The sequence below is a fragment of the Wolbachia endosymbiont (group B) of Sphaerophoria taeniata genome, from assembly GCF_947179355.1.
Taxonomy (GTDB): domain Bacteria; phylum Pseudomonadota; class Alphaproteobacteria; order Rickettsiales; family Anaplasmataceae; genus Wolbachia.
In genome coordinates this window covers 407086-419771 of the sequence record NZ_CAMXAW010000003.1, presented here as the reverse complement: position 1 = coordinate 419771, position 12686 = coordinate 407086, and the positions used below count along the sequence as shown (strand labels likewise).

Sequence of the window (12686 nt, the reverse complement as noted above, 5' to 3'; positions counted from 1 at the left end):
ACGATAGAACACTAAGTACTATGTTACTACTTTTACACCTCTATACATATGCTCGCCGTTGTATATTGGTTCAGTAATCAGCCCTTTCATATCAGTTGCAACTCTAGTATCACTATCTATTTTTGCAATTTCTTCTTTGGTATACAATTCATCCTTGTTTTTCGTCCAGCTATTGTCATATTGAATATCAACTTCTCCTCCATTGGTTTTAAACCCAAATGTTTCTTGCATAAGCAATCTTGCTTCTTCCAAACGTCTATTGTAACGTTTGTTAGAATCTTGATAGCTAGATATAAGAAGAAGAACGTCATTAGAAAGAGTGAAATATACTATCTCTTCCATAATTTTGTAAATCTCATGTTCTGATAACTTAAACAAAGGATAATCTTTTTGAAACTTATTCTTTACTTCATTGTAAATTTCCATAATTTTTACTCTACCAGCATCGCTTAGAGCAATGATAGCATTTTCAATACTTGCTATACCATCATAGTCATAACCTTTTCTGTCATTTTCAGCAACCAAAAAGCCATGCACAGCCTGAATCTCACCAACTTTCTTATCTTCTTTAGGTAAGATATCAAAATCAAAATAGATCATAGGAGACTTCAGTGCTAACAACATAAATATACGCATACTGTCTATCTCAACACCAAAAGATAATCTTTTACTTTCTGGAATAGAGTATAGATCTTTGAAATATTGAGATACAGTGTATAAAGGACATTTAGATAGTTCTGTTTTCTTATCTGTTTGTAAGTGAAAGCTGAATTCATACTCTCCTAAATCCAGCTCATTAAAGTCTATAAGCTCTATGTTTTTGTTTGGGTTAAACTCTCTGTTTGATATTTTATTCTCCAACTCTTTACGTTGCGTAGGAGTAAAACCAGATCCATTTATTACTAACTTCACTACACGCGTATCTTCTCTTTTTGCCCATTCGCTCAATCTCTCCAAATATTTTTCTGGAATCAGGTATCCATATTGCCTTGGAAGCCACTGAAATACTAAAGGTGTATCAACCGTGAAAGTATGTGGAGATCCAGGCCTTAAATCTTGTCCTTTATAATTCATAGCAAAAGTACTAAACAAGTTAATACTTTACTATATAATATTAATTTATCAACTACTTATTTAAGTAATATTATTTACTTATTAAGAATATTAATAAGATAAAAAACTATATTATTAATAAAACAAGATTACCTACTTTACATAGGGATTCTTATTCTTTTTCAAAAGCAATCTGACTGGTACGCCTTCAACAAAGAAGTTTTTTCTAAGACCATTAGTCAAATAACGTTTATAACTCTCATCAACACTTTCCGGGACGTTGCATACCAAAGAAAAAGCTGGAGGTTTGGTGCCAATTTGAGCAATATACTTCATTTTAATCTCTCTACCTTTTATAAGTGGGTGAGAATGTTTTTCCACAGCATCTATTAGCCAATTATTCAGTTTTGCAGTGCTGATCTTCTTGTTTAAGGATTCACTCACTTCAAGACACTTATCTATCACATCACCACAGCGCATACCTTTCAATGCAGAAATTGTTACAGTTGGCACTTCCAAAAATAACCGAGTCACTTCCTGTTGTTTGACAAATTTTATTAACTTACTTCTGTCATCCTTACCTATTAAATCCCACTTATTTAAAACAATGATAATTCCCTTCCCCCCTTTAATTGCAGCTTCAGCAATTGATAAATCCTGCTGCTCAACGCCAAGCAAGGAATCTAGCATTAAAATCACTACATGAGAGCGCTTTATTGACTCTATACTTTTTTCAACAAATCTTGATTCTAAGTTATCAACAACATTTGCCTTTCTGCGGATTCCCGCAGTATCGATGAGAGTGATTAATTTCCCATTATGGTCGTATGAAATATCCACAGAGTCACGCGTGGTACCAGGTTTTGAGCTTACTATTAGTCTATTTTCTGCAAGTAAACTGTTTAAAAAAGTTGATTTTCCAACGTTTGGGCGACCGATGATTGCAATCCTCAGTCTAATGGACTCACTTTCAGGCAGCTCAGTTTTTTTGTTAAAATCTTCAATAACACCAGCTAATACATCATAAAGATCAATCATACCAAGATTATGTTCGGCTGAGATATACACCGGACCTATGAAGTTGAAGAACTGCAAATAATCAACATTTTCCGATTTATGACTTTCGCATTTGTTTGCTATTAGTATTACAGGTTTGTTCGTTTTTCTCTTCAGCCACTTTGCAAACTCTTTGTTCTGCTCGTTTTGCACTTTTGCATCAACAAGAAAAAAAATTACATCTGCGCTTAATAAAGAAAACTCTATTTGTTCAATAACTTGTAGTGAAAAACTGGTTTGGTCATTCCATCCTCCTGTATCTATAACTTTAAACTCTAAATCACTAATTCTTCCAATTCCTTCACGCCTATCTCTCGTTACTCCTGGAATGTCACTAACTACCGCTGCTTTTCTTCTTACTAGCCTATTAAATAGAGTTGACTTGCCTGCATTTGGAAGGCCTATTATTACTATTTTCAGCATAGTTTAAGAGCGTATTTTATACATAGTAAATTATAATCAAAATTTTTTAGTTTAACTATTGACTTGATAGATTATATACCTATCCTAAAATTAGGATATTTTATCTTAAGTTTATTATGTAAAATTGGAGGCGCTATGCATAATGCAAATGAAACTTTAATAATGAATTTCGATCAAGTTACTCAATTAACTCCTCAAATTTATAAATTAGGGACACCTTATAACAACAGGACACGTATATATAACTATATAACTTTAGCTAAAGCATTGGAGAATCTCAATGATCCATCCCGGTCACATGCAAATAAGGAGCTTTTTTTGAGTGACAATGATGAAGAAACTAAGAAATTTCTGAGTGTAATTCGAAAAGGAATTGCTGAATATACAGGTAATGATTCTGTAGATGTGAGGTTGAGAGGAAAAGAAGATAAATCATTTACTGCATGGGTATCGTTAAAAGAAGGCAGAGGTGAGTTAAAATTTGATAACTCATTTCCTGGTAAAGTCTTAAAGGATAGTAATCCAAAAATTGGAGCTTTTACATTGGTATCTCCAGAAGATAAAAGGTTGGTGCGTGTTTCACAAAGTGATGATGGTGTAAGGCTTTATCAAATACTAAATGAGTCTTGTATAATTAAATTTAACTGGAAAGTGGGTGATAGAGATTGCAGTATTGCTTTAAATATTAGTGAAAATGGTAACGTATTTTGTACTGATTTAAGTGATAATATAAGTCCTGAGGACTTCGAGGAAAACAAAGCTGTAAAAATAAAAATTGGCTATTATGAGAATAAGAAGATGGATAAATATAATGACATGACTCTAGCAAAATTGGTCTCATTGGCTTCAAACTTACAAGGAATTGAAAGAGAAGTTATAACAATTAATCCATCAACAGGTGTAACAAGTGCAAGTGCACAGAATGTTAGTGAGTCTCAGCATTCTCAAAATATTAAATAGAAATTGCTAGCGCATTAATTATCGTACACATACACCGTTGCATGCAGCAACGGTGTATGTGTATAATCAATAGGATTTGTAAGCTCAATAAAGTTTACAACCAATTTGAAAGTTATTTTACTACATGCAAGACTCTGAAATACTAGAAACTCTAAAGATCAAAATATTAGAAGCCGAAAAAGGAGGAGGTCCTGATAGAGTTAACAAGCAACATGAAAAAGGAAAGCTAACCGCTAGAGAAAGGCTGAGTATATTGCTCGATGAAAATTCATTTCAAGAGTATGATAAGTTTGTGAAGCATCACGCAACTGATTTTGGCATGCAAAATGCTGATTTTTTAGGTGATGGAGTTGTAATTGGCCATGGTACTATTTATGGCAGAAAAGTTTTTGTTTATTCTCAGGATTTCACTGTCTTTGGTGGATCACTTGGTGCATCACATGCAAAAAAAATATGCAAAATTATGGATATGGCAATTAATGCCAGAATTCCAATTATCGGACTAAACGATTCTGGTGGAGCCAGAATCCAAGAAGGAGTAAATTCCCTTGCTGGTTACGGAGAAATTTTTCAAAGGAATGTAAATGCATCAGGCGTTATACCACAAATCTCTCTAATCATGGGACCATGTGCTGGCGGTGCAGTTTACTCTCCAGCGCTAACCGATTTTATTTTCATGGTAAAAAATAGCTCATACATGTTTATAACCGGACCAGATGTAGTGAAAAAAGTTACATACGAGAACGTAAGCCACGAAGATCTCGGTGGAGCAAAAATTCATACGAGCAAAACAGGAGTAGCAGATTTTGCATTCAATAATGAAGTTGAAATGCTACTAGAAATGCGAAAATTCTTCACCTTTTTGCCAGCAAATAATCAAGAGTTGCCAAAAACTGTACCAATCTGCGACTTAATTGATGATGTTGATGAATCTTTGAACACTCTAGTTCCTAGTAATCCTAATACTCCTTATGATATGTATGAACTCATTGAAAAGGTGTGTGATGAAAGGAAATTTTTTGAACTAAAACCCGATTTTGCTCGTAACATCATAATTGGCTTTGGCAGAATTGGAGGAAATACTATTGGTGTTGTTGCAAATCAACCTATGCACCTTGCAGGATGCTTGGATATTGACTCTTCAAGAAAAGCTGCAAGGTTTGTAAGATTTTGTGACGCATTTAACATTCCCATCATCACACTTATTGATGTTCCAGGGTTTTTACCTGGCACGAATCAAGAATACAATAATATAATACAACACGGAGCGAAACTGCTTTACGCTTACGCTGAAGCGACCGTGCCGAAAATTAGCCTTATCACTAGAAAAGCGTATGGTGGTGCATATATTGTTATGAACTCAAAGCATTTAAAAGGTGATATAAATTATGCTTGGCCAACCGCTGAGATAGCTGTAATGGGCCCTGAAAGTGCAGTTGAAATTATATTTAGGCATGAAAAAGAACAGCAAACGTTAATCAAAGAATATAAAGAGAAATTTGCTAATCCATTTTTTGCTGCATCACATGGATACATTGATGACATTATAGTGCCAAGTAAAACAAGGCATCACTTTCACAAAGCACTAGAGCTACTTAAAAACAAGAAAGTAGAAAGAATATGGAAGAAGCATGATAATCTTCCTTTGTAACTTTCCTCTCAGTCTTTATTGTAAGGTCTACAGTGCCGTTACACCAAGTTGGATTACCAATAACGCTAACTTTTGGGTTCCTCCTTTTTTCTATAATATATTCTTATAGCTAAAAAATTACTTCCGCATATTCTAAATCTGATTATAATGACAATTAGAGATACTTTTAGAGCTCAAAAATTTATCTTTGTCTGCAGACTTTTTTTTATTAAACAATCAAACTCATAAAAAAATGTAGCGTATCCGTATCCGTTCAGGAGAGTGGTTTAAGAAACAATAGATAAGAGGTTTTGGAAAGGATTGAGACCCCTTTGTTTCCATGTTAAGTATAACGAAATTATCCGTTCAAGGAATGCATTTCCCCGCTTTGATTGTGTAAAATACGAATTTTTGCGGTAAACGACATAATGCCGTATCTGCTGTTCAGCATGGTTGTTTGTCAGCGGAATGTTTTTTGGGTCATCTAAAAAATTCCACATCATTCTTTCAGATTTCAAAATATTTTTCGCAACTCGAGAGGCTCCAATTGCTTCAGGTAAGTAGGATATTTCCTTCAAGTAATACCTTGTACGTTTTCGCAACTTTCTGGCACGTCTGGCAAATCTAAAAACATCTATCTCATTTTTTAGCAAAGCCTTTTTTAGTGCAAATAATTCAGTAGCTACATTTCTTAAGTAACAGCCAAGAACTTTGACTTCAATATTCCAACTATGCGCTAATCTTTCAAAATCCCTTGCTAAGTGTGCCCAGCAGATTTGCCTTTTTTCATCAGCAAAGTAATTGTATACTGCGTACCTGTCGGTTACCACTAAGCTATTATGATTGCAGCATGCGTTATTTTTTAAAACTTTCATTCCTCTTGACTCTGTCAACTTCACAAAACTTGCCGTATTGCTTGCAAACATCCAACACCAAGCGAGTTTACCTTTGTTATAATGGCTCGTTTCATCAATATGTAGAACTTTACTCCTACTTATCTCTTGTTCGATCTGCTCATACATTTTTTTGCATTTTGAAGCAACTCTATGTTCACTATTTGATATGCTAACGACGCTTATGTTCAAATTGAAGATATCATTTACGACACTCGCTATTTCGCGTTTTGAATTTTTGTAGAATCCGCTGAACGCTGCAATTATTGACTTAACCCTTGGACCAAATGTATCTGACGTAACACCTTCTGGTAACTTACTGCTTCTTCTTTTTCCGCATCTCCGGCAACGACCATGCTCCATCTGATATTCCACTACATAAGGCCTAATTTCCGGAAGATCAACTTTTTGATGAATGTACGGTCCATTGCATATTGCAATCCCTCCTCCGCATTCACAAGTAGATGACAACTTTACTTTTATCACCTCATCTGCATCCATTTTGGCGCGAAAACTTCCTTTATGACCAACCTGACCACCAACGTTTCTGTCGCTCTTTGGCTTGTCCTTTTTTATTTTGTACAACTCTCTAGAGCTTGGTAGAGATGAATTTTTCGAGTTTAAACCAAGCCTTTCCTTTAATTCAGCGTTCTCTATCTTTAAAGCCTTGTTCTCTGCTTTTAAACTTTCATTCTCCCTTTCCAGCTTTTCTATTTTTGCTTCTAACTTTTCTATTTTTTGCTGTAAATTTTTGCAAAGCTCTAAAAGGTTTACCACATTACCTCACTTTTGCTCTATGATTATCTTTTTAGATCACCTTGTCTACCTTATTCTGCCACTCCGCTGAACGGATACGCGTATCCTCTTCAGCGTATGTGGGTGCATACACACATACTTAATTTCTGTCGTATGTGCATTGCATTTTTTTCTAATCTTTTTTTTCAAAGGAGGATTTTATGTCCAGAATTCCAGATATTTGACGTTTACTTTAGCTAATAAAAACCAACTGGTACCTGCGGTTTTTATAGCCTCAAAATTTCAATCAAAATTCAACTATCATTCAAAGAAACTTATAGTTATTCTTAGTGTTATTACTGTAGTAACAGCGCTATGATGATAAGAATATACAATCCTTTGTAACTTTCTTCTCAGTCTTTATTATAAGGTGTTCAATAATATGGGAAGAGTAAAGTTTTAAAGAGATAATTAAAATTATCCTTATCACCTACTTAGCAATAAATTATATTTGCTTAATCGTAATTACTTACACTTCTTCAATGTCCTGTTTTATTTATGGCAAACATTAAGCTTAAAAATGTACACAGTCTATTAAATTATATTATTTGTTTTTTCCTTATATACATTCAGTATATGCATTCTGCTATTGCTTTAGATAACTCTTCATCACATTTAAAAAACTTACCTGATTTTTTACCTTTTAGAAAACCTTTTGATAATATAGAAAAAATTATTAGAACTGACAATTTTAGAAGTTTTGATCTTGATAAAAGAAATAAGCTTTATACCAATGCTCATAATAGTATCAGTTTTGTAAATATTATTAATAAAATTATCTTAGCTCAAGATAACTTATTCATACTAGAAAGTAAGCCGTATAATATAGTACTTGTTGATAATCCCAATCTTATTAGAACTACAGGTGCTGCAGGAAAGGACTATGTAATTATTGAGGGAAGCTTAAAAAAAAATATCAAAGATTATACTAGAGTGATATCACATGAATTAATTCATAGATACATAGGGCGTATAATAGAGCAAGATGAGGATGAGGAAAATGAAGTAAAATATAAGTGGTTTTTTGAAGGATTTACGGAATTTTATGGAGTGAAAACCTTACTTGACACGAAATTTATTAATAAAGATGAATATTTAGAAATAATTAATACTATTTTAAAAGAATATTTTAGCTCCTTAGTACTTGATATTAATTTTGAAAAGATAGGCAAAAAACATTTACTTGATCAAAACATAAGCATGTTGAGTTATAACAAAGGTTTTATCCTTGCAACAATAATTGATGAGAAATTAAATGAGGTTAGTAATGGAAGGTATAACTTATTGACTACTATAAATAGTATAATAAGTGAAATAACTTCAAAGAAAGTTAATTTTAATGTTGACTTATTTGCAAGTCATTTAAAACATTACTTACCAGAGTACCTTATAAAAGACATCATAGCCTCTATAAGAGATTCTAGCATACTTCTCAAATTACTACCCAGCAGATTACTAAATAAAAATTTAACTTTCCAAGATACTGATAAGTATAGTGATATATGCTTTAACTTAACCAGAAGTCTAGAGCTACAAAAGATACGTGGGGTTAAATTAGGTGGTGATTGCCATAATATGGGACTCAAGGATGGTCAAGAACTAAAGTGTTATAGTATTGACTTTAATAGTGGTAATATTAAGTTAAAAGTCCTTGAAAACAAGATACCGAAAGTTATACATTTGAAAGCCAACAAAATAACGAGTAGCATTCCAATATATAAATAGCTCAGATAAATGCTTGACAAAAGCTATAGTAAACCTAGACTTTGCTATTTTAAGGCAAAATAATTATGGTAAACAATAAAGAAAAACAAGTGGATTTATTATTAGAGCTTCTTAGCGCTAATATCGGTCAAGTTAGTAGTAGTATCATACTTAAAAGAATAGAAAAGCTTTCAGATAATTTTCATGGTAGAAATAATCACAATAGCCATTGTCAGTTTGATAGAGATGGTGGAGGGCATGGTAATATATGCTGGGCAGATAAGATAAAAGAAGACCTGACTGAGAACTATCACAAAAAGGATAGAGAAATTTCTATATAACTTTTCATTAGAGCTATTTTACGGTAATTATTCAAGAGTTGAAGGATTTGGCAAAAGAAGTCCTTTTGTATTACCGTTAATATGTGTTTCCAATAATGGTGATCTCGGTCCACTAGATGATTTGAGAACATGTGTCCCTCATAAGTTTGTTGAATATAACATCAGCAATACTAGTTGGGCTAAGTTCTTATCAGATAAATTTTTTAATAACTTTTTGAGTGATATGGAAAACAGGCCTGATGATTGTAAGCAGTGTTGTTATGAAAATATTTGTGGTGGGGGAAGTTATGGTAACAGGTTTAACCCTGCCAACGTAAGTTTTAATAATCCTTCAGTATATTGTGAGGGATTTTTGGCAAAGGATTATACAATTTCTTTTAATGCATGGATTTTCTAAAGAAAAATTACGGCAGGTATTATTGAATAGTGATACTGAAAAAGCAGCTTAATGGTAGTGTATAAAAGGTATTTACTAGACGTTTTTCTATAATCTAATTAGCATCTAGAGGATTGACTTTATGAATATCGTCCTCTAAACTGCCGTTACCAAGATTCGAACTTGGGACCTCGTCATTACCAATGACGTACTCTACCACCTGAGCTACAACGGCAAGTTCACGTATTATGATAATGAATAACATGAAAAAAAATAAGGAAAAAGAAGAAGAGAGAAAAAGATTGGCAAAAGCTTTAAAGCAAAATATTCTAAAAAGAAAAAAACAGCAACAGAGTAGACAAGATGCCAGAACTCCCAGAAGTGGAAGTAATCTCTAACTTCTTATTTGATAAAATCAAAAATAAGAAAATAAGCAATGTGACAGTCAATAATTGTAATTTGCGTGTACCAATAACGAAGAATATTGATGATTTGCTAAAGGGCAAAGTTATAAATGATATCAAGCGTAGAGGTAAATATATAATCTCGAATATAGATGCTAGTATGGCTGTAATCATACACCTTGGCATGAGCGGAAAGCTTATATATGCTGAAGACAATCAAGCACAGAACAAACATGATCATGTGATATTCTTATTTTCTGACAACACTTCACTAATCTTTAATGACCCAAGAAGGTTTGGATTAGTGATTGTTTTAAACAGAGAGCAAGAACTAAATTTTTTTAATAACCTAGGAATAGAACCCCTCACAGATGAATTTGACGGACATTATTTACAGAAGTTGCTAAAGAACAGAAAAGCAAATATCAAATCAGTATTAATGAATAATAAGCTAATAGTTGGCGTAGGTAACATATATGCTTCTGAGAGCTTATTTAGAGCTCGCATATCACCACTTAGGCTAGCACAAGATTTAACATATATAGAGTGCGAAAAACTTGCTATCGAAATAAAAAATACTCTGAGTGATGCAATTGCTGCTGGTGGTTCAACACTGAAAGATTATGCACAGCCATCTGGATCTGCTGGATACTTTCAAAATAACTTTTACGTATATGGTAAAGTGCAAAAACCTTGCAGAATCTGCAACAATATCATAACACTTATACGACAAAATGGTCGTAGCACTTATTTTTGCAATGCATGTCAGAATTAAATTTTATTTTTGCATATGACACTCTTACCTGAAAAAGATCCTTTTGATTTGTTCTCAAAGTGGTATCAAGAAGTACTTAATTTTCCGTGTAAAGAGTCAACTGCAATGACGCTAGCAACGTGTAGCAAAGACTGCATTCCATCTGCAAGAGTGGTATTACTAAAGGAATATAGTAAAGAAGGTTTTGTGTTCTTTACTAACGTAAACAGTAGAAAAGGAAAAGAATTGACTGAGAATCCCAAAGCTGCACTCGTATTTCATTGGACAGAATTTTCTAGACAAGTACGAATTGAAGGAGAAGTTAGGCTTCTAAGCGGCAAAAAGGCTGACGAATATTTCTCCTCTCGAGCACGTGATAGTCAAATTAGCGCGTGGTGCTCAAAACAATCAAGAGTTCTGAAAAATTGGCAAGATTTTGAGCAGGCTATAGAATTGAAAGAGAAAGAATTTCACAATATACAAGTTTCTCGTCCTGACTTTTGGGTGGGATTTTGCGTAATCCCAAAGGTAATTGAATTTTGGCAAGAAGGTGAATATAGGAGACACACTAGATTTAGATATACTCTTGTTGAGAAAAGCAATTGGAAAGTGGAACAATTATATCCCTAACGTTAGAGAAAGCTACTCTGCAGATCAAAAATAAGGATTTATTGTCATAACAAGGAAAGTAACTTTTTATGGCTTAAAAACTTGTATCCGTTCAGCGGAGTGGCAGAATAAGGTAGACAAGGTGATCTAAAAAGATAATCATAGAGCAAAAGTGAGGTAATGTGGTAAACCTTTTAGAGCTTTGCAAAAATTTACAGCAAAAAATAGAAAAGTTAGAAGCAAAAATAGAAAAGCTGGAAAGGGAGAATGAAAGTTTAAAAGCAGAGAACAAGGCTTTAAAGATAGAGAACGCTGAATTAAAGGAAAGGCTTGGTTTAAACTCGAAAAATTCATCTCTACCAAGCTCTAGAGAGTTGTACAAAATAAAAAAGGACAAGCCAAAGAGCGACAGAAACGTTGGTGGTCAGGTTGGTCATAAAGGAAGTTTTCGCGCCAAAATGGATGCAGATGAGGTGATAAAAGTAAAGTTGTCATCTACTTGTGAATGCGGAGGAGGGATTGCAATATGCAATGGACCGTACATTCATCAAAAAGTTGATCTTCCGGAAATTAGGCCTTATGTAGTGGAATATCAGATGGAGCATGGTCGTTGCCGGAGATGCGGAAAAAGAAGAAGCAGTAAGTTACCAGAAGGTGTTACGTCAGATACATTTGGTCCAAGGGTTAAGTCAATAATTGCAGCGTTCAGCGGATTCTACAAAAATTCAAAACGCGAAATAGCGAGTGTCGTAAATGATATCTTCAATTTGAACATAAGCGTCGTTAGCATATCAAATAGTGAACATAGAGTTGCTTCAAAATGCAAAAAAATGTATGAGCAGATCGAACAAGAGATAAGTAGGAGTAAAGTTCTACATATTGATGAAACGAGCCATTATAACAAAGGTAAACTCGCTTGGTGTTGGATGTTTGCAAGCAATACGGCAAGTTTTGTGAAGTTGACAGAGTCAAGAGGAATGAAAGTTTTAAAAAATAACGCATGCTGCAATCATAATAGCTTAGTGGTAACCGACAGGTACGCAGTATACAATTACTTTGCTGATGAAAAAAGGCAAATCTGCTGGGCACACTTAGCAAGGGATTTTGAAAGATTAGCGCATAGTTGGAATATTGAAGTCAAAGTTCTTGGCTGTTACTTAAGAAATGTAGCTACTGAATTATTTGCACTAAAAAAGGCTTTGCTAAAAAATGAGATAGATGTTTTTAGATTTGCCAGACGTGCCAGAAAGTTGCGAAAACGTACAAGGTATTACTTGAAGGAAATATCCTACTTACCTGAAGCAATTGGAGCCTCTCGAGTTGCGAAAAATATTTTGAAATCTGAAAGAATGATGTGGAATTTTTTAGATGACCCAAAAAACATTCCGCTGACAAACAACCATGCTGAACAGCAGATACGGCATTATGTCGTTTACCGCAAAAATTCGTATTTTACACAATCAAAGCGGGGAAATGCATTCCTTGAACGGATAATTTCGTTATACTTAACATGGAAACAAAGGGGTCTCAATCCTTTCCAAAACCTCTTATCTATTGTTTCTTAAACCACTCTCCTGAAGTATCCGTTCAGGGGAGTGGTTTAAGAAATGATAGATAGGAGATTATGAAAAGGGTTTTAGCCGTATGGAAGTGGGATGAAAAGAAGCACTGGTTTCACATGCGTCTGA

General features: G+C 33.9%; 12 protein-coding genes and 1 tRNA gene. 9 read left to right on the top strand and 4 right to left on the bottom strand.

Features of this window, described 5'->3' with window-relative positions; genetic code table 11:
• Positions 1-18 precede the first annotated feature (18 nt).
• Both ONG75_RS05940 and der read right to left on the bottom strand, forming a co-directional pair.
• Positions 19-1074: a hypothetical protein gene (locus ONG75_RS05940; RefSeq protein WP_264376005.1), complete on the bottom strand. Its 1056-nt coding sequence runs from the start codon at positions 1072-1074 to the stop codon at positions 19-21.
• A gap of 132 nt (positions 1075-1206) precedes the next feature.
• Positions 1207-2532 carry a ribosome biogenesis GTPase Der gene (gene der / locus ONG75_RS05935; RefSeq protein ID WP_264376004.1) on the bottom strand — a complete coding sequence of 442 codons (1326 nt, stop codon included), beginning with the start codon at positions 2530-2532 and terminating at the stop codon, positions 1207-1209.
• Positions 2533-2667: 135 nt separating this feature from the next.
• Between der and ONG75_RS05930 the strand changes: the two genes are divergently transcribed.
• Positions 2668-3492, top strand: a complete 825-nt coding sequence (locus ONG75_RS05930; RefSeq protein ID WP_264376003.1) for a hypothetical protein — start codon at positions 2668-2670, stop codon at positions 3490-3492.
• A gap of 124 nt (positions 3493-3616) precedes the next feature.
• The gene (locus tag ONG75_RS05925) at positions 3617-5143 is read left to right on the top strand and encodes an acyl-CoA carboxylase subunit beta (RefSeq protein WP_264376002.1); all 1527 of its coding nucleotides are present in this window, start codon (positions 3617-3619) and stop codon (positions 5141-5143) included.
• Between the two features lie 266 nt (positions 5144-5409).
• Here ONG75_RS05925 and tnpC (ONG75_RS05920) read toward each other — a convergent pair whose 3' ends face one another.
• The gene (gene tnpC, locus ONG75_RS05920) at positions 5410-6792 is read right to left on the bottom strand and encodes an IS66 family transposase (protein WP_264375454.1); all 1383 of its coding nucleotides are present in this window, start codon (positions 6790-6792) and stop codon (positions 5410-5412) included.
• 516 nt (positions 6793-7308) lie between these two features.
• On the opposite strand from tnpC (ONG75_RS05920), the gene ONG75_RS05915 reads away from it, so the two are divergent.
• The 3 genes from ONG75_RS05915 (at position 7309) to ONG75_RS05905 (ending at position 9252) form a co-directional block, all read left to right on the top strand.
• Positions 7309-8535, top strand: a complete 1227-nt coding sequence (locus ONG75_RS05915; protein ID WP_264376001.1) for a M61 family metallopeptidase — start codon at positions 7309-7311, stop codon at positions 8533-8535.
• Positions 8536-8600: 65 nt separating this feature from the next.
• Complete coding sequence (locus ONG75_RS05910; protein ID WP_264376000.1) at positions 8601-8855, top strand: hypothetical protein; 255 nt, start codon at positions 8601-8603, stop codon at positions 8853-8855.
• 223 nt (positions 8856-9078) lie between these two features.
• Positions 9079-9252, top strand: coding sequence for a hypothetical protein (locus ONG75_RS05905; protein WP_179943622.1), 174 nt, complete (start codon positions 9079-9081; stop codon positions 9250-9252).
• Positions 9253-9393: 141 nt separating this feature from the next.
• Here the strand turns inward: ONG75_RS05905 and ONG75_RS05900 are convergent.
• Positions 9394-9466, bottom strand: a tRNA-Thr gene (locus ONG75_RS05900).
• A 19-nt stretch (positions 9467-9485) separates the two neighbouring features.
• On the opposite strand from ONG75_RS05900, the gene ONG75_RS05895 reads away from it, so the two are divergent.
• From ONG75_RS05895 to tnpC (ONG75_RS05880), 4 genes are all read left to right on the top strand, one after another.
• Positions 9486-9629 carry a hypothetical protein gene (locus tag ONG75_RS05895; protein ID WP_164819321.1) on the top strand — a complete coding sequence of 48 codons (144 nt, stop codon included), beginning with the start codon at positions 9486-9488 and terminating at the stop codon, positions 9627-9629.
• Complete coding sequence (gene mutM, locus ONG75_RS05890) at positions 9595-10410, top strand: bifunctional DNA-formamidopyrimidine glycosylase/DNA-(apurinic or apyrimidinic site) lyase (RefSeq protein WP_029237631.1); 816 nt, start codon at positions 9595-9597, stop codon at positions 10408-10410. The genes ONG75_RS05895 and mutM overlap by 35 nt, the downstream gene beginning before the upstream one ends.
• 15 nt (positions 10411-10425) lie before the next feature.
• Complete coding sequence (pdxH, locus tag ONG75_RS05885) at positions 10426-11019, top strand: pyridoxamine 5'-phosphate oxidase (protein WP_264375999.1); 594 nt, start codon at positions 10426-10428, stop codon at positions 11017-11019.
• Positions 11020-11180: 161 nt separating this feature from the next.
• Positions 11181-12563 carry an IS66 family transposase gene (tnpC, locus tag ONG75_RS05880; protein WP_264375454.1) on the top strand — a complete coding sequence of 461 codons (1383 nt, stop codon included), beginning with the start codon at positions 11181-11183 and terminating at the stop codon, positions 12561-12563.
• Positions 12564-12686: the final 123 nt, after the last annotated feature.

What these genes read in the sequence shown, in the direction of transcription:
- ONG75_RS05940 (WP_264376005.1), bottom strand. Translation starts at nt 1,074, where the DNA reads ATGAATTATAAAGGACAAGATTTAAGGCCTGGATCTCCACATACTTTC.
- der (WP_264376004.1), bottom strand. Translation starts at nt 2,532, where the DNA reads ATGCTGAAAATAGTAATAATAGGCCTTCCAAATGCAGGCAAGTCAACT.
- ONG75_RS05930 (WP_264376003.1), top strand. Translation starts at nt 2,668, where the DNA reads ATGCATAATGCAAATGAAACTTTAATAATGAATTTCGATCAAGTTACT.
- ONG75_RS05925 (WP_264376002.1), top strand. Translation starts at nt 3,617, where the DNA reads ATGCAAGACTCTGAAATACTAGAAACTCTAAAGATCAAAATATTAGAA.
- ONG75_RS05915 (WP_264376001.1), top strand. Translation starts at nt 7,309, where the DNA reads ATGGCAAACATTAAGCTTAAAAATGTACACAGTCTATTAAATTATATT.
- ONG75_RS05910 (WP_264376000.1), top strand. Translation starts at nt 8,601, where the DNA reads ATGGTAAACAATAAAGAAAAACAAGTGGATTTATTATTAGAGCTTCTT.
- ONG75_RS05905 (WP_179943622.1), top strand. Translation starts at nt 9,079, where the DNA reads ATGGAAAACAGGCCTGATGATTGTAAGCAGTGTTGTTATGAAAATATT.
- ONG75_RS05895 (WP_164819321.1), top strand. Translation starts at nt 9,486, where the DNA reads ATGAATAACATGAAAAAAAATAAGGAAAAAGAAGAAGAGAGAAAAAGA.
- mutM (WP_029237631.1), top strand. Translation starts at nt 9,595, where the DNA reads ATGCCAGAACTCCCAGAAGTGGAAGTAATCTCTAACTTCTTATTTGAT.
- pdxH (WP_264375999.1), top strand. Translation starts at nt 10,426, where the DNA reads ATGACACTCTTACCTGAAAAAGATCCTTTTGATTTGTTCTCAAAGTGG.